The organism is Corallococcus sp. CA054B, assembly GCF_003611625.1.
Taxonomy (GTDB): Bacteria; Myxococcota; Myxococcia; order Myxococcales; family Myxococcaceae; genus Corallococcus; species Corallococcus coralloides.
The window spans coordinates 23,322-38,923 of sequence record NZ_RAVY01000041.1; the positions used below are offsets into that span (position 1 = coordinate 23,322).

Genomic DNA, 15,602 nt, shown 5'->3' on the forward strand with positions numbered 1-15,602 from the left:
GAGTCCGGGAAGCAAGGTACGCGTCGGCGCGGGTGCCTCCATCTGGCGGAAGTCATACGGCCCGCATGTGACTTCCGGCACATGGCCCCCGTGTCGCGGGTGGCCTAGGGTCCTTGAGCCATGCCCGCGCGGTCCCCCGTGGCGAAGCCCGCCACCACCCATCGCCTGCTGTTCGTCGCCGGGATGCTGACCTGGGCCGTGGTCGGCTTCGCGCACGTCGAGGACCTGTCGCATGCGCCCGCGCGGTGGATGGCGCCGGACACGCTGCTGTGGTGCCTCGGGCTCCTCACCTTCGGTGGGGCCTTCTGGTTCCAGACGCGGGTGCAGGGCAAAGGAGAGTTGCCGCTGCTCGTCGCGCAGACGCTCGCGGCGCTCGTCTGCATTGCCACGGGGGAGAGCGGGCTGGACGGCGCGCTGCTCGCCATCACCGCCGGACAGGTGCCGGAGATCCTCCTCCAGCGCCGGGCGCTGGCGTGGGTGGGGGCCCAGGTGCTGGGCATGCTCGTCGCGTTCGCGGTCCAGCGCCCGTTCGTCCAGGCACTGGTGCAGACGCTCATCTACACCGGCTTCCAGGGCTTCACCTTCGGCACGGCCCTGGTGATGGTCCGCGAGGCCGAGGCCCGCCGCGAGCTGGCCCGGGTCCACGCGGAGCTCCAGGCCACCCAGGTGCTGCTCGCCACGCGTGAGCGCGAGGGGGAGCGGTTGCGCATCGCCCGCGAGCTGCACGACTCCGTGGGGCACCACCTCACCGCGCTCAGCCTCAACCTGGAGGCCGCCGCGTACACCGCGAAGGACACGGCCGCCGCCGAGCACCTGCGCCGCGCGCGAGAGACCGCCCGCACGCTCCTGTCCGAGGTGCGGCGCACGGTGACGGAGCTGCGCGAGGCGCCCATGCCGCTCCTGCCATCGCTGCGCGCGCTCGCGGAAGGGGCCCCGGGGCTCGCAGTCCACCTGGAGGTTCCCGGCGAGCTGGCCCTGGAGTCCTCCGAAGCGGCGCACTCGCTGTTCCGCTGCGTGCAGGAGGTCCTCACCAATACGCTGCGCCACGCCGGGGCCCGCAACCTGTGGATTGTCATGGCCCCCACGGAGGACGGCGGGGTGCGGGTGCACGCGCGGGACGACGGAGGCGGCGCGGTGACGGTGACGCCCGGCGCGGGGCTCACCGGCATGCGGGAGCGGTTCACCCGGCTGGGCGGGCGCGTGGAGTGGCGCGCGGCGGCGGGGAAGGGGCTGGAGCTGGAGGCGTGGCTGCCGGCCACGCAGGAGCGTGGGGTGGGGACATGAACACGGTCCGCCTGGTGCTCGCGGATGACCATGCCCTGGTGCGCCAGGGCCTGCGCAGCCTGTTGGAGCTCACGCCCGACCTGCGGGTGGTGGGCGAGGCCTCGGACGGCGAGGAGGCGCTGCGCAAGGTCGCGGAGCTGGACCCGGACGTGGTGCTCATGGATGTGCGCATGCCGCGCGTGACGGGGCTGGAGGCCCTGCGCGCGCTGCGCCGCACGGACGCGGACCGGCGCGTGGTGCTGCTCACGACCTTCGACGAGGACGCCGTCCTCATCGAGGCCCTCCGCCTGGGCGTGCAGGGCTTCCTCCTCAAGGACGTGTCCCTGGAGGAGCTGGCGGAGGCCATCCGGCGCGTCGCCTCCGGTCAGACGCTGCTGCCGCCAGGAGTCGCGGAGCGCGTGGCGCGCGGCATGGCGGAGCTGCCTCGCGACTTCCCCCACGCGGACCTGCCGGAGGGGCTCACCCGCCGCGAGGTGGAGGTGCTGCGCCTCATCGCGCGGGGGCTGAGCAACCGGGAGATCGCCGACGCGCTGGGGACGGCGGAGGGGACGGTGAAGAACCAGACCTCCAGCATCCTCTCCAAGCTGGGCGTGAGGGACCGCACCCGCGCCGTGCTCCGCGCCATGGAGTTGGGCTGCCTCTGAGCAGGCCCGCGAACGGGTGGTGCAGCCGGAGCAACGCGACGAAGGCGGGTGAGGCGGTGACGGCCGGGGGGCGACGAACCAAGAAACCCATGCGCCGCATGCTCAGTCCCGCCCCTTCGGCCGCGGCACGCTCCAGCCACTCCCTGACCCGGGCCACCCGGGGGCGATCACACCCAGGCGCGTGGCCCGCATCCGCGGTGTCCGTGGAGGTGCTCCACGCGCATTCTGGCGACAGCAGGATCGGAACATTGCGGTGCCGCGAAACCGCAGGAATCAAGAGGCTGTCCCGACTTTCGAACCTGCCCCTCCGGGCGCGGCCGGTGCTGGACACTTCCTCCGTCCAAACCCAGACGTCACGACATGAGGGGGCAAGCGTCCAGGGCACATGGGAGTCCGGTCCTGGATGAGCGGCCGTTCCCTCGGGGGCATTGGGACGGTCCGCTTGCGCCCATACCCTTTCAGGCCACATCGACCTGAAGCGAGGACCCCTGATGTCAAACCCCCGCTGCTCGTGCCGCTCTCGTTGGATCCATCTCCCGGTCTTGGTGCTCTCGCTGCTGCTGTGCAGTGCATGTGAGGCCGTGGGCCGGATCGAGTCCCCTGAAGTGCAGGGCCTTCCCATGGAGCCTTCCTCCGCGCCCGAAGAGGAGGCCCTTCCACCGGCTCCACCGGCGCTGCCTCCGACTCCCGCGGGGCTTCGCCCCGTCGCCGTCTGGGAGGGGATGTTCGTGGATGCGTGGGGCCGAGAGCACATGCAGACCTTCCTGCCCTGGAGCAACTCCCGCGACAGCTGGGACTTCTACAACCTCGCCTACGGCCTGGACGCCAACACGGCGATGTACCGGGCCACCGGGAAGCGGGCGTACCTGGACCGGGCCCTGCTCTACGTCAACAACATGGTGGCCTCCGCCCGCGTCTCGTCTTCGTTCCCCCAAAGCCAGTTCAAGGATGGGTACCTGGGCTGGACCTCGTCCCTGTCGTCCCCCGCCGGGCAGGAGGTGCCGCTCTATGAGAGCTACTGCTGGCGCTACGCGACGCGCATGCTGCGCATCATCCGCGAGACGCCGGACCTCTACGGCTCCAGCAACTACCGCAGGCAGTACGACCGGCTGCTGGCGTTCACGGAGCGGAACATCTTCGACAAGTGGTTCCTGCGCGGGGCGAACGACTTCGTCTACCGCAACCGCACGCACATGGCCGCGCACTGGGCCTTCATCGCCATGGACCTGTCGCGGATGACCACCGACCCGGAGCGCAAGGCCCGCTACCTGGAGGTCTTCGACAACATCAACCACGGCATGCCGAACTTCCCGTCCTCCCTGCGCGACAAGCTGGCGCCCAACCCCGACCACCCGGCGGCCTGGTTCTGGAACGACAAGTGGGACACCAACGCCCAGCCCGGCCAGGACGTGGCGCACGCGAACAACGTGCTGGCCTTCATCGTGGAAGCCCACGACGCGGGCATGGTGTGGACGGACGCGGACATCCGCAGGTTCGTCGTGACGCTCGACACCGTCATCTGGCCCTCGCCCAGGGTCTATGCGGAGTACGTGGACGGCACCGGGCCGGGGGATGGCTGGTTCAACGACGGGCTGATGAAGCTGGGCCGCTACGACGTCAACCTCCAGCGCCGCCTGGAGCAGCATCGCGTGGGCCAGAACAGCCAGTTCTTCGCCAACGGCGCGCTCAACGTGCGGATGCTGTCCGAACAAGCTGTGCAGTAGGTGGGGGAGGGGGGGCCCCGTCCTCGGAAAAGAGGACGGGGCGCGGTTTCGGCACCGTCAGCGGGCCGCCCGGGCCGCCGGGAACAGGCGGACCAGCAGGGCCGCCAGCGCGGAGGCCGTCGCCAGCAGCGTCACGCCCACCCAGCCCCAGCGGGCCAGGACCAGGCTGCCGCTCGCCGCGCCCACGGACATGCCGGCGAACACACCGGCGAACAGCACCGCGTTGAGGCGGCTGCGGGCGGCGGGCTCGATGCCGAAGACGAGCGTCTGATGCGCCACGAGCGTCACCTGCGCTCCCAGGTCGAAGCCAATCGCGCTGGCGCCAATCAGCCACAGCCGGTGATGGGGCTCCAGCCACGGCGCCGCGAACATCGTGGCGAAGGAGAGGACGGTCAGTGCGGCGCCCAGGCGCGTGACGACCTCCGGCCCGTAGCGATCCGCGATGCGGCCCGCCACCGGAGCACCCAGCGCTCCCGCCGCGCCCGCGAGCCCGAAGGCGCCGGCCGCCGCGCTCCCCAGGTGGAACGGGGCGCCATGCAGCATCACGGCGAGGGTGGACCAGAACGCGCTGAAGCCAATGGAGATGAGCCCCTGGGCCAGCGCCGCCCGGCGCAGGGCGCCGTGCTTGCGCCACAGGGCGGCCAGCGAGCCGAGCAGGGCGCCGTAGGAGAGCGTGTTCGTGGGGTGGAAGCGGGGCAGCCCGCGCCAGGCCGCCACGCCGACGAAGGCCACGCTGGCGGCGGCGACCATGAACATGGCGCGCCAGCCGAAGCGCTCGGCCACCACGCCGCTGATGACGCGGGACAGGAGGATGCCGAGCAGCAGGCCCGTCATCACCGTGCCCACCACCTTGCCGCGCTCGTGCTCGGAGGCAAGGGTCGCGGCGGCGGGGACAATGTCCTGCGCCACGGTCGCCGTCAGGCCCACGGCGAAGCTCACCCCCAGGAGCAGCTGGATGTCCGGGGCCAGGCCGCCCAGGAGCAGGGCCCCGCTCAGCAGCGCGGCCTTGATGAGGATGATGCGGCGCCGGTCGAAGCGGTCGCCCAGCGGCGTCAGCAGCAGGATGCCCAGCGCGTAGCCCAGCTGCGTGAGCATGGGCACCAGGCCCACCGCGGTGTCGGAGGCGCCGAGGGTGGACCCCATCACCCCCAGCATCGGCTGGCTGTAATAGATCGCCGCCACCGACAGGCCGGCGCTCGCGGCCAGCAGCAGCCGCAGGCCGTGCGACAGGGAGGCGCTGGCGGCGGAGACCGGTGAGGGGAGGACGCCGCTTCCGGCGGTTCCATGTACGGCGCGAATGAAGGACATGACGTTCACCTCGGGTGATGCGCGATGAGGTGACAGTGCGCCAGAGGGAGCGGGGACGGTAGACGCGCGCTCCGTACAGCGGTTATACGCATGACGTATCACCCCGTCTGGAGCGGCTTCCGCATGCCCAACCCTTCGAAGCCGGCCCGGCGGCGCGAGTCCCCGCCGAAGCTTCCCGTGTCCGCCAGCGCCGACCGGCTGGAGCTGATGCAGACGTTCATCCGCATCGTGGACGCCGGGAGCCTGTCCTCCGCCGCCGCGCAGCTGGGCACCACGCAGCCGACGGTGAGCCGCCGGCTCCAGGCGCTGGAGCGCTCACTGGGGCTGCGGCTGCTCCAGCGCTCCACCCACGCCATGAAGCTCACCGAGGACGGGACGCGCTGCTACGAGCGGGCGAAGGAGCTGCTGGCCAGCTGGGACCTGTTCGAGTCCGACCTGCGCGGCGCGAGCGACGAACCGGAGGGCAGGCTGCGGGTCGTGGTGCCACACGCATTCGGGCAGGAGCTGCTGGTGGCGCCGCTGACGGAGTTCCTGGGCCGTCACCCGCGGGTCTCCGTCGAATGGCTGCTGCATGACCGGCCGGTGGACTTCATCGCGGACGGCATCGATTGCGCGATCCATGTCGGCGAGGTGCAGGACCCCAGCGTGGTGGCGATCCGCGTGGCGGAGGTGCCTCGCATCGTCGTGGCCGCGCCGTCAGTGCTGGCGGGAGGCCCCCTGCCGGAGCATCCGGACGCGCTCGCGAGGCTGCCCTGGCTGTCCCTGCGCACGTTCTATCGCAACGAAATTGCGCTGACCCACGTGGCCACCGGCGAGGTCCAGCCCATCGTCTTCCAGCCGCGCGTGAGCACGGACAGCCTCTACGCCCTGCGCAGCGCCGCGGTGAAGGGCCTGGGCGTCTGCGTGGGTTCGTCCTGGGTGCTCCAGGAGGAGCTCCAACGCGGGCGGCTCCTGCACCTGGTGCCGCGATGGCAGGCCGCGCCGCTGCCCATGTACCTGATCTATCCCGCCGCGCGCTTCCATCCGGCGAGGCTGCGCAGGTTCGTGGAGTGGATGCGGGAGAGGATTCCGGCGGCCCTGGCGGTGGCCACGCGCCCTGGCTATCGGGTGGTGGGCACGAGGCCGTAGAGGGTGGTGATCTCCCGGGAGCGCGCGGCGTGCAGGGGATCCGCCTTGTCCTTCGCCTTGGAGTGCCGCGCTGGCGTGGACTCCTTCCACACCACCGTCAGGCCGCAGCGCTCGAACTGCTCCTCGAGCCACCCGGGCGGACGCAGGCCCAGCAGCACCGCCAGGTCCGAGAGGATCAGCAAGCCCTCTCCACCCGGGTTCAGCGCGGCGGGGAGCCCTTCGAGGAAGCGGCGCAGGAACTGGCTGTCCTCGTCGAACACCGCGCGGTCCACCCGGTTCTTGGGTGGCTCGGGGATCCACGGCGGGTTGCAGACGACGAGGTCCGCCTTTCCTTCCGGAAACAGGTCCGCCTCCGTCACCTGGAAGCGCTGGGAGAGCCCGAGCCGCTCCGCGTTCTCCCGTGCGCACGCCACCGCGCGGGAGTCGCAGTCCGTGGCCTGCACGAACGCCGCTCCGTGCTGCAGGAGCAGGAAGGCGAGCACGCCGGTGCCGGTGCCCACGTCGAACACGCGCTGGCCGTTCACGTCCGGCACCGCCGCCAGCAGCTCCACGTAGTCCGTGCGCGTGGGCAGGTAGACGCCGTAGTGCGGATGGATCAGCCCCTTCAGCCCCGGGACCGCCAGGCCCTTGCGCCGCCACTCCGCGGCCCCGAGCATGCCGAGCAGCTGCTTGAGCGGCACGACGGTGAAGTCCTCCGTGGGCTCGCCCCAGACCTGACGGCACGCCTCCGCGACGTCCGGCGCGCGAGCGAGGTCCAGACGGTAGCCGCGGTCCAGCGCGACGACGATGCGCGACAGCGTCGCGTGCTCCTGCTGCCGTGCGCGGCGTTCGGCCCGGAACGCCTCCAGCGGTGTGCGGGCCTGCCAGGGCCGTTCGAGCCGCCGGCCCAACGCGCCCAGCAGCTGCTTCGCATTGTGGAAGTCGCCGGTGTAGCGCAGGAACTCGCCCCGGCGGACGCGCTTGAGCGCGGTGTCGGCGCTGAGGCCGTCGTCCACGGGCGACAGGCGCGTGGGCGCGGGCTCGTCACTCTCCGAGTGCCAGGTGAACGAGGCGCCGGGCGGAAACTCGAAAGGCGAGGCGGTGGGGCGGCGGGGGCGATCCATGCGCCTGGGGTAGCACGTCCTCGTCCCTCAGTCAGGACTCACGGCACAGCCGGTCCACGAACTTCAACATCGTCGGCAGGCGCGAGGAGCCATGCATCCGCCGGATGTGCTCCGCGGCGGTCGCGGTCTCCATCCCAATGGCGGTGACGAGCAGGGGCCGCAGGCTCTGCCCCCGCACGATGGGGAGCGCGGACCCCGTGGTGACGTAGGGCGTCTTGGCCACGCCGATGACGGGCACCGAGCGGCAGAGCGCCTCGTACAGGTGCGCGCCCAGGCCGGGCACGCCCTCCCCGAGCCACACGTAGCCATCCACGACGATGGCCTCCAGCGGCTCCTGAACGTCGGCGAGCACCCGCAGCAGGTGCGGCAACTCGCGGCGGTAGAACTGGCCCGGCTCGTAGGGGGCCGCGATGGGGCCCCGGTCCACCCAATGCCCGGCCTCCTTGGCGTCCGTCCACCCACGGAAGAGGACACACGCGGCCACGGTGACGTCGGGGCGGTAGTCCACGTCCACACAGGCGAGCATCCGGATCTCCTCGGGCGTCCCCCCACGCTACCGCTGATCCACCAGACACTGGAGTCCTCAACTCAAGGTTGGTTATTTCCTGAATTGAGGCATTTGCTTTGAATGCGAATTTTCTTGCCGGAGGAGTCCAGATGATGAGGCGCGTGGTGGTGTTGCAGGCGGTGTGTCTGCTGGGAGTTACGGGGACGGCCGGGGCGGTGACGCCCACGAACGTGACGAAGGTGGCGCGGGTGACGGGCGCCACGCCGGCGGGTGAGACGCTTCCCAATCCGAACCAGACGCACACGAATTACGAGGTGTATGGCACGGACCTGGGCATCGTCTGGGACAAGGGCGGCGGCGAGGTGTTCGTCCTGTTCGGGGACACCTTTGGCGCGGGCTGGTGCGGCAACGGTGGGTGCGGCGGCGGCTGGCGCAGCAACGTGCTGGCGCGCTCGGCGGACACCACGCTGTCCAACGGCCTGTCCTTCACCACGATGATCCAGGACCGCACCCGCCACGCGAAGGAGGTGCTGGCGTCCAAGAAGGTGGACAACGACGAGATGACCGTCATCCCCACCGCGGGCGTCAGCGTGGGGACGCGCCACTACATCCACTACATGTCCGTGAAGCACTGGGGCGACCCGGGGCAGTGGACGACCAATTACTCGGGCATCGCGTACTCGGACGACAACGGACAGAACTGGGTGAAGCACCCCACGGCGCGCTGGGTGAACAACGCGTCCTTCACGAATCCCTTCCAGATGGGCGCCTTCGTGAAGAACGGCGGCTTCGTCTACCTGTACGCCACGCCCAACGGGCGCTTCGGCAACGTGCACCTGGCGCGAGTGCCGGAGGGCGCGCTGCTGGACATCAACGCGTACCGGTACTGGGACGGCAATGGCTGGTCCGCGTCCCAGGCGGCGGCGCGGCCGGTGGTCATCGGCATCGCGGGGGAGTTGTCCGTCGCCTACAACGCCGCGCTGGGCCGCTTCCTGATGACGTATCTCAACGAGCACCGGCAGGCCGTGGTGATGCGCGACGCGGGCACGCCCACCGGGCCGTGGAGCGGGGAGAAGCTGCTGGCCACCGGTGCCGCCTTCCCCGGCGTCTACAACGGCTTCATCCACCCGTGGGGCAACAGCGCCAGCGAGCTGTACTTCATCACCTCGCAGTGGACGCCCTACAACACGTTCCTGATGCGCGCGACGCTCACGGCCGACGCGGAGGGCAACAACCTGCTGTCCGAGCCGGGCTTCGAGACGCAAGCCGCGACGCCGACGATGGCGCCCTGGTACCTGGCGGGCGCGGGCGGCATCGACCGGGCGCTGGGCAACGCGCGCTCCGGCCAGGACAACGGCTTCGTGCGTGGGTCCAGCGGCTGGAACGCGCTCAAGCAGAGCGTCGTGGTGCAGCCGTACACGGACTACACCCTCAAGGGCTGGCTGCGCTCCTCGTCCAACACCACCCGGGGCTACTTCGGCGCGCGCGCCGCGGGCAACGGCCCCATCCTGGGGGAGTCGCAGTACGGCTCGCTGCCGTCCTGGTCGGAGCGCACCGTCACGTTCAACTCCGGCGCGAACACCGTCGTGGAGGTGTACGGCGGCGTGTGGGCGGACTCGGGCGACACGTGGGCCCAGCTGGACGACGTGAGCCTCACGCGGGGCGCGAACCTGGTGGCGCAGGGCGGCTTCGAACAGCAGTCGTCCTCCACCGCCACCTCGCCCTGGTACGTGCAGGGCAACGGCGGCGTCGACCGGGGACTGGGCTTCGCGCGCACCGGCGCGAACAACGGCTTCGTGCGCAACAACACCGGCTGGAATGCGCTCAAGCAGGAGGTCGCGGTGACACCCAACACCGTCTACACGTTGACGGGCTGGGTGAAGACGTCCTCCAACCAGAACGACGGCTACTTCGGCGCGCGCATGCTCAACGCCGGCCCCATCCTCAACGAGGTGCACCTGACGCAGCCGCTGGGCAGCTACACGCTCCAGTCCGTCACCTTCAACTCCGGCGGCAACCACAGCGTGGAGGTGTACGCCGGAACCTGGGCGAACACGGGCGACACGTGGTTGCAGGTGGATGACGTGGCGCTGGTCCGCAACTGAAGGCCGCGCGCGCCTGGCTGTTTCGGGGCCTCAGCCCTCGGCGGTCTGGGGCTGCTCGCCGTCCGGGGGCCCTTCGCGACACACCTGGGTCGCGTCCTCGGTGGACATCACCGAGGTCGTGACTTCGGTGTCCACGCCGATCGTCTGGACGCAGCGGTAGCCCGCATCACCGCGCTACTCGAAGTCTGGCGTCTGCTATGAGCTCAGCCATGTCCCTGAAGCACGTCTCGCCGCTCCTCGCGCTCCTGCTGTCCGTGCCTGTCAGTGGCCCCCAGGCGGCGGCTCCGGCGCCCTCCAGCTGCGCCCAGGCCCCCTTGTTCCAGCGCTATGCGCGCAGCGGGATGGTGGAGTCCCTGCCTGGAAACAAGGTGCGACTGACCGCGGTGGCGGACGTCCACAGCGCGGACTGCGGCACCCCCGACTGCTACTTCACGAAGGTGCGGGCGGTGTTCCACTTCGCGGAAGGCAAGGGCTGCCACGTGCGCGAGGTGGAGGTCTCCACGGAGGAGGGTGGCTGCATCCCGGAGGGTGACCGTGCTCCGCCGAAGCGGGAGGCCTTCTTCCCGAAGGGGACCTCGGACGTGGCCGACCCGGCGTTGGCGCAACTCACCCTGCGCACGCGCAAGGCGGACCGTGCGCTCGTCCTCCTCCCGGAGAACCTCTTCTACTTCGAGGACGTGAAGGCGGACGCTCCGCTCCACACCACGCTGCCCACCGATGCGGAGGGCGAGGCCGCCTGCTGCTGGGGCGCCTCCATCGCGGAGTCGCACTTCCGCGCCGAGTGAGTCTTCCGGTATATTCCAGTTTGTCTGAATAGAATTGACTTGCTGGTTTGCGTGTTCGCAATGTCTCCCCGTCGCCAACGATGGCGACAGGGGGAGCACACCATGCCGAAGTCGAAGCAACTCGCGTCCTGCCTTGCCCTCGCGCTGGCCACGGTCTCGCCGGTGGCACTTGCCGATTCGGCGATCTACGGCGGCGGCCCGTTCTATTCCGGCGGCACCGCGGTGATGAACGACCTGCGCGGCTCGGGCTTCACCACCGTGATCCTCTGGAGCTTCCACATCGAGGACAACGGCGACCTCGTCTACAACGACATCCCCGTGGTCCGGAACGGCGCCTATATCGGCGATCCGGCCTGGCCCGCGCGGCTGGCCACGCTCAAGACGGCGCCGACCTCGGTCAATCGCATCGAGGTGTCCATTGGCGCCTGGAGCGTCCCGGACTTCGAGCGCATGGCCCGGCTGGTCAACGGCACCGCCGCCGGCTGCGGCAGCACGCTCGTCTGCGGCACCGGCACCAACAGCATCCTGTACCGCAACTTCCAGGCGCTGAAGGCCGCCACCGGCGCCGACGCGGTCAACTTCGACGACGAGAGCGCCTACGACCTCGCTCCGACCACGCAGTTCGGACAGATGCTCATTGGACAGGGCTTCAAGATCACCTTCGCGCCCTACACCCAGCAGACCTTCTGGCGGAACCTCCGGAACAACCTCGGCTCCGCGGTCGACGGCATCTACCTCCAGGTCTACGACGGCGGCGCCGGCAACAACCCGGCGAGCTGGAACACCGCGATGGGCATGACCGTCGACCCGGGCCTGTGGTCGCGCCACGGCACCAACTGCGCCAGCGGCGACAGCCCGGCCTCGGTGCAGACCCGGATGAGCAACTGGAAGAGCACCGCTGGCATCAACGGCGGCTTCATGTGGCTGTACGACGACATCCAGAAGTGCGCGGCGCAGGGCACGAGCGCGCAGTACGCGGCGGCCATCAACACGGCGGTCAGCGGCAACACCCCGCCGGTGGCCAACTTCGGCGTCACCGTGAGCGGACTCACCGCGACCTTCAGCGACGCCTCCAGCGACAGCGACGGCACCATCACCGCGCGCAGCTGGAGCTTCGGCGACGGCAGCGGCTCGACCGCGACCCATCCCAGCCGTGTCTATGCCAGCGCCGGCAACTACGCCGTCAGCCTGACCGTGACGGACAACGGCGGCGCCAGCCACACCCGGACGCAGACCGTCTCGGTCGGCGCGGGCTACGCCAACCTGGCGCTCAACAAGCCGGCGACCGGCTCCACCGCCTGCAACAGCAGCGAGACGCCGGCCCGGGCGGTCAACGGGAGCGTCTCCGGTGGCACCACCGACAAGTTCTGCTCGCTGGTGTCGGGCGCCTGGATGCAGGTGGATCTCGGGTCGGTGCAGACGGTCAGCAGCTTCACGGTCCAGCATGCCGGCGCGGGCGGCGAAGCGAGCACCTGGAACACCCGGGCCTTCACCCTCCAGACCTCCACCAACGGCACGACCTGGAGCACCCTGGTGACGGTGACCAACAACACCGCCAACACCTCCACCCACGCCATCAGCGCCACCTCCGCGCGCTACATCAAGCTCAACATCACCACCCCGTCCCAGAACGGCGACCCGGCGACGCGCATCTACGAACTCGAGGTTCGCTGACCGACCCTTCCCACGCCCGGGCCGGGATGGAATCTCGACAACAAGTAAAAACTGATAAATAGGACTTCCAAGTCTTCGCAGGCCTGGAGGTCCATCGATGAAGAACCCCCCGTTGTTGTCCGCCGTCTTCCTCGCCGCGCTCGCGGCGGGGTGTGGTGAGGAGCGTCCCGACGGTCCCCTGGTGGACGAGGCCCCGGTGGGCACGTCCACGGGGGCGCTCGCGTGCAGCACACGCATCACCTACGGGGACCGGTGGATCCACCCCGGGCACCCGGAGCAGTTCGACATCGCGAGCGGTCTGGTGACGTGGGACGGCAGCTGCGTCAACGAAGGCACCAACTCCTACGCGGTGTTGTCGAACGGCTGGAAGCCGTACTTCACCGGCAACAACGCCTGTGTGATGGCGCTCGACACGACGGACTGTGGTGGCGCCACGGCCTGTGCGACGCGCGTCACCTACGGTCCGGCGTGGCTGCATCCCGCGGGGCACCCGGCCCAGTACGACGACGTGGGCGGCCGCGTGTGGTGGGACCGGGGCTGCACCAATGCGTCCCCCAATTCGTACACGGTGCTGTCGAACGACTGGGCGCCGTACTTCAGCGGCAGCAACGCGTGCGGCATCTCGCTGCGCTACACGGGCTGTGGCGGGCTCTACCAGAACCCCGTGGTGCCCGTGGACTGCGCGGACCCGGGCGTCATCCACGACGGCACGCAGTACGTCGCGGCCTGCACGTCCGGTGGCGCGGCCAACGCGTTCCCGCTGCGCACGTCCAAGGACCTGGTCACCTGGACGGCCGCCGGCAACATCTTCCCCTCCTCGCGCCGGCCGACGTGGGCCACGGGTGACTACTGGGCGCCGGAGATCCACAAGGTGGGCAGCCGGTACATCGCGTACTTCACGGCGCGCCATCAGGACGGGAAGCTGTCCATCGGCGCCGCGACGGCCACCAGCGCGCTGGGGCCCTTCACGGACCTGGGCCATCCGCTGGTGCATGACGCGGGGATGGGGATGATCGACGCGACGTTCTTCTACGACACCGCGGGCGTGCCGTACCTGGTGTGGAAGGCGGACGGAAACGCGGTGGGGCAGTCCACGCCCATCTATGGCCAGACGCTGTCCGCGGATGGTCTGTCGCTCACCGGCACGCGCCGCACGCTGATGAGCAACACGCTCGGCTGGGAGGGCGGCGTCGTCGAGGCGCCGTGGGTCGTCGCGCGGGGCGGTTACTACTACCTCTTCTACAGTGGCAACTCGTACGCCAACAGCACCTACGCCGTGGGCGTGGCCCGGGCCACGAGTCCGCTGGGGCCCTACACGAAGCTGGGCAACCCCATCCTCAAGACGGGCGGCGGCTGGGTGGGGCCCGGCCACAACTCGGTGGTCACCGGACCCGGCGGAGGGACGGTCATGGTCTACCACGCGTGGAACAGCGCCCACACGGCGCGGGTGATGCTCGTGGATGCCATTACCTGGCCCAACGGCTGGCCCGCGGTTCCGGAAGCGCCGTCCTCCGGTTCGCGTCCGATGCCGTAGCAGGAAGCGTCCAGGCGAGGAGCGCGCGGCAAACAGCTCGCGCGCCCCTCTGCCACAAGGGCGCTTACGACGGTCCGGCCGTCTTGCTCTTCACGTCATCGCTGGGGGCCGCCGCAGGAGCCCTGCTGCCGAGCAAGGCTCCGAGCCACTCGTGCGCCAGTGGCCCCAGCGCCTGGAAGCCTTCGCCATTGTGCACGAGCACGGCGATCCCCTGCGTCCTCAGGAACTGCTCGCGCGCATCGCTGATGGGCGCATCCGTCACCAGGCACAGTCGGTCCTCGCTGTTCCCGTCGAAGTATCGGTACTCCAGGAGCTGCGAGAGCGCGTGACGGGTCTGCATTCGCTCGGTCTTGGCACCGAGTGTCTTCACCTCGAAGATGATGCGGCGCCCGTCAGCCGGATTCGTGCCCCACAGGTCCACCGAGGTTGCGATCTCCCGGATCTCGGTCCACCTCGCCTCTACGAGGTGCTGGTGGAGGATGGTGAGCAGGGCACGGTGTTCCCGCGAGGCCTTCTCTCGGCGGTCCGACGTGTCTGCGGGATCTTCGTGCTCATCGCCAGGGACGAAGGGAGCAAGGACTTGATGCGGATCGAAGGGGCGTGGTGTCCGGGACCGCGTCCCTGCCCGAGGTGACGTCCTTGCTGAAGCATCCAGCGGTTCGCCCGGTGGAGCATCTCCAGGATCGATTGCCTGCCCCTGTCCGTCTGTACGGAGCGGCCCCGGGTCGGCCTCGTGCGCTTCAGCGTCCTTGGGGCGTGACAGGTAGTCGGCGTAACGCCGGAGGGCAACCTGGATGTCTGAAGCTCCTCCAGGGCCCAGTTTCCCGGCCAGCTCCCGGTCGTCTCGGATGCGGTCAATGAACCCACGCAAGATGCTGGGGCTCGTCTCCTCCACCTGCCACCCCGACACCTCTTCAAGGCGGCGCAGCCGCGAGGCGTAGTCACTCGCCGTACTGGGGCTGAGGGGAGCGTTTGACTGCTGCGAGACGTATTCGCTCGCGAGATAGCGCTGGAATGCGGAGAACGACATGCTCTGGGCCCTCAACCTGCTGCGCGGTGTATCGGCGGTGACTGTCACCCGGCGTCCGTGATGCGCGCCAGCAGCTCGCTCAGCAGCGCGCTTTCGCCTGGGGTCAGGACGGTTAGCCGGTCCAGGGAGGCGCGCAGCGTGGTGGCCGCTGAACGGACCTCCGTGTTCGCCGGAGGGGCGGCCTCGCTGGTGATCGCGGCCATGACCGTCTCTCGCGCGGCATCGGACAGCCCGAGGTCGCGTTGCCCTTCGGGCTGGCGCAGGAGCGTGAGCACCGCGCCGTTGCACATCGACGACACGAGGCCGAGCGCCCGCTCCTCACTGACCCGCAGCCGGCCCGCGAGCGCGATGTTCCGGATGCGGCGCCGCAGGACGTCGTTGCCGGTGCTCACCACGGAGGACCGTGGAGCCGGCTCCAGGTCGCTGCACATGAGCGCGAACAGCCCTGGATGGCTGAGTCCGAACGCGACGTGCATGTCCCATCCCATCCGCAGGTCCTGAACCGGATCCGGGTGCGGCTTGCGAGCGGCCTTCTTCGCCACGTAGCTCGTCAGCTCGTGCTCGACGACGGCCGACAGGAGGCCACGCTTGTCCCCGAAGAGCCGGTAGAGGGTCGGCGCCTGCACACCGGCCGCGGCGGCCACGGCTCGTGTGGTCGCGGCGTCGGGCCCTCCTGCGGCGATGAGCTCCGCGGCGGCCACCAGGATGCGCGCACGCGTATCGGGGCCCTCGGCGTCTTCGGCGGCGACCTTCTCGCGGTCCTTCATGCGACCGA

General features: G+C 70.0%; 13 protein-coding genes. 8 read left to right on the forward strand and 5 right to left on the reverse strand.

Annotated features, from left to right (window positions below; all coding sequences use genetic code 11):
* Positions 1 to 120 precede the first annotated feature (120 nt).
* From D7V80_RS13225 to D7V80_RS13235, 3 genes are all read left to right on the forward strand, one after another.
* Complete coding sequence (locus D7V80_RS13225) at positions 121 to 1,284, forward strand: sensor histidine kinase (protein ID WP_120588496.1); 1,164 nt, start codon at positions 121 to 123, stop codon at positions 1,282 to 1,284.
* Complete coding sequence (locus D7V80_RS13230; protein WP_120588497.1) at positions 1,281 to 1,928, forward strand: response regulator transcription factor; 648 nt, start codon at positions 1,281 to 1,283, stop codon at positions 1,926 to 1,928. Before D7V80_RS13225 ends, D7V80_RS13230 begins: the two co-directional genes overlap by 4 nt.
* 620 nt (positions 1,929 to 2,548) lie before the next feature.
* Positions 2,549 to 3,652 carry a hypothetical protein gene (locus D7V80_RS13235; RefSeq protein WP_233585308.1) on the forward strand — a complete coding sequence of 368 codons (1,104 nt, stop codon included), beginning with the start codon at positions 2,549 to 2,551 and terminating at the stop codon, positions 3,650 to 3,652.
* A 57-nt stretch (positions 3,653 to 3,709) separates the two neighbouring features.
* Here the strand turns inward: D7V80_RS13235 and D7V80_RS13240 are convergent, their stop codons facing one another.
* Complete coding sequence (locus D7V80_RS13240; RefSeq protein WP_120588499.1) at positions 3,710 to 4,960, reverse strand: MFS transporter; 1,251 nt, start codon at positions 4,958 to 4,960, stop codon at positions 3,710 to 3,712.
* A 123-nt stretch (positions 4,961 to 5,083) separates the two neighbouring features.
* Here D7V80_RS13240 and D7V80_RS13245 point away from each other — a divergent pair, with 123 nt between their 5' ends.
* Positions 5,084 to 6,088, forward strand: a complete 1,005-nt coding sequence (locus tag D7V80_RS13245; RefSeq protein ID WP_233585310.1) for a LysR family transcriptional regulator — start codon at positions 5,084 to 5,086, stop codon at positions 6,086 to 6,088.
* Here the strand turns inward: D7V80_RS13245 and D7V80_RS13250 are convergent.
* Together D7V80_RS13250 and D7V80_RS13255 are read right to left on the reverse strand one after the other, a co-directional pair.
* Positions 6,061 to 7,191 (reverse strand): class I SAM-dependent methyltransferase, encoded by a 1,131-nt coding sequence (locus tag D7V80_RS13250; protein WP_120588500.1) that lies wholly within the window; start codon positions 7,189 to 7,191, stop codon positions 6,061 to 6,063. The two genes, D7V80_RS13245 and D7V80_RS13250, sit on opposite strands and share 28 nt — an antisense overlap.
* Before the next feature lie 31 nt (positions 7,192 to 7,222).
* The gene (locus D7V80_RS13255; RefSeq protein ID WP_120588501.1) at positions 7,223 to 7,717 is read right to left on the reverse strand and encodes an endonuclease V; all 495 of its coding nucleotides are present in this window, start codon (positions 7,715 to 7,717) and stop codon (positions 7,223 to 7,225) included.
* Positions 7,718 to 7,848: 131 nt separating this feature from the next.
* Here D7V80_RS13255 and D7V80_RS13260 point away from each other — a divergent pair, with 131 nt between their 5' ends.
* The 4 genes from D7V80_RS13260 (at position 7,849) to D7V80_RS13275 (ending at position 13,797) form a co-directional block, all read left to right on the forward strand.
* Entirely contained in the window at positions 7,849 to 9,804 is a 1,956-nt protein-coding gene (locus D7V80_RS13260) for a DUF4185 domain-containing protein (RefSeq protein ID WP_120588502.1), read from the forward strand.
* Positions 9,805 to 10,013: 209 nt separating this feature from the next.
* Positions 10,014 to 10,589 (forward strand): hypothetical protein, encoded by a 576-nt coding sequence (locus tag D7V80_RS13265; RefSeq protein ID WP_120588503.1) that lies wholly within the window; start codon positions 10,014 to 10,016, stop codon positions 10,587 to 10,589.
* Between the two features lie 102 nt (positions 10,590 to 10,691).
* Positions 10,692 to 12,263 carry a PKD domain-containing protein gene (locus tag D7V80_RS13270; protein WP_120588504.1) on the forward strand — a complete coding sequence of 524 codons (1,572 nt, stop codon included), beginning with the start codon at positions 10,692 to 10,694 and terminating at the stop codon, positions 12,261 to 12,263.
* 97 nt (positions 12,264 to 12,360) lie between these two features.
* Positions 12,361 to 13,797: a glycoside hydrolase family 43 protein gene (locus D7V80_RS13275; protein ID WP_120588505.1), complete on the forward strand. Its 1,437-nt coding sequence runs from the start codon at positions 12,361 to 12,363 to the stop codon at positions 13,795 to 13,797.
* 64 nt (positions 13,798 to 13,861) lie between these two features.
* On the opposite strand, the gene D7V80_RS41400 is transcribed toward D7V80_RS13275, so the two are convergent.
* Both D7V80_RS41400 and D7V80_RS13285 read right to left on the reverse strand, forming a co-directional pair.
* Entirely contained in the window at positions 13,862 to 14,827 is a 966-nt protein-coding gene (locus D7V80_RS41400; RefSeq protein ID WP_147447091.1) for a hypothetical protein, read from the reverse strand.
* 44 nt (positions 14,828 to 14,871) lie between these two features.
* Complete coding sequence (locus tag D7V80_RS13285) at positions 14,872 to 15,594, reverse strand: TetR/AcrR family transcriptional regulator (protein ID WP_120588507.1); 723 nt, start codon at positions 15,592 to 15,594, stop codon at positions 14,872 to 14,874.
* Positions 15,595 to 15,602: the final 8 nt, after the last annotated feature.

Coding starts and splice junctions, on each gene's coding strand:
- D7V80_RS13225 (WP_120588496.1), top strand. CDS start 121: ATGCCCGCGCGGTCCCCCGTGGCGAAGCCCGCCACCACCCATCGCCTG.
- D7V80_RS13230 (WP_120588497.1), top strand. CDS start 1,281: ATGAACACGGTCCGCCTGGTGCTCGCGGATGACCATGCCCTGGTGCGC.
- D7V80_RS13235 (WP_233585308.1), top strand. CDS start 2,549: ATGGAGCCTTCCTCCGCGCCCGAAGAGGAGGCCCTTCCACCGGCTCCA.
- D7V80_RS13240 (WP_120588499.1), bottom strand. CDS start 4,960: ATGTCCTTCATTCGCGCCGTACATGGAACCGCCGGAAGCGGCGTCCTC.
- D7V80_RS13245 (WP_233585310.1), top strand. CDS start 5,084: ATGCCCAACCCTTCGAAGCCGGCCCGGCGGCGCGAGTCCCCGCCGAAG.
- D7V80_RS13250 (WP_120588500.1), bottom strand. CDS start 7,191: ATGGATCGCCCCCGCCGCCCCACCGCCTCGCCTTTCGAGTTTCCGCCC.
- D7V80_RS13255 (WP_120588501.1), bottom strand. CDS start 7,717: ATGCTCGCCTGTGTGGACGTGGACTACCGCCCCGACGTCACCGTGGCC.
- D7V80_RS13260 (WP_120588502.1), top strand. CDS start 7,849: ATGATGAGGCGCGTGGTGGTGTTGCAGGCGGTGTGTCTGCTGGGAGTT.
- D7V80_RS13265 (WP_120588503.1), top strand. CDS start 10,014: ATGTCCCTGAAGCACGTCTCGCCGCTCCTCGCGCTCCTGCTGTCCGTG.
- D7V80_RS13270 (WP_120588504.1), top strand. CDS start 10,692: ATGCCGAAGTCGAAGCAACTCGCGTCCTGCCTTGCCCTCGCGCTGGCC.
- D7V80_RS13275 (WP_120588505.1), top strand. CDS start 12,361: ATGAAGAACCCCCCGTTGTTGTCCGCCGTCTTCCTCGCCGCGCTCGCG.
- D7V80_RS41400 (WP_147447091.1), bottom strand. CDS start 14,827: ATGTCGTTCTCCGCATTCCAGCGCTATCTCGCGAGCGAATACGTCTCG.
- D7V80_RS13285 (WP_120588507.1), bottom strand. CDS start 15,594: ATGAAGGACCGCGAGAAGGTCGCCGCCGAAGACGCCGAGGGCCCCGAT.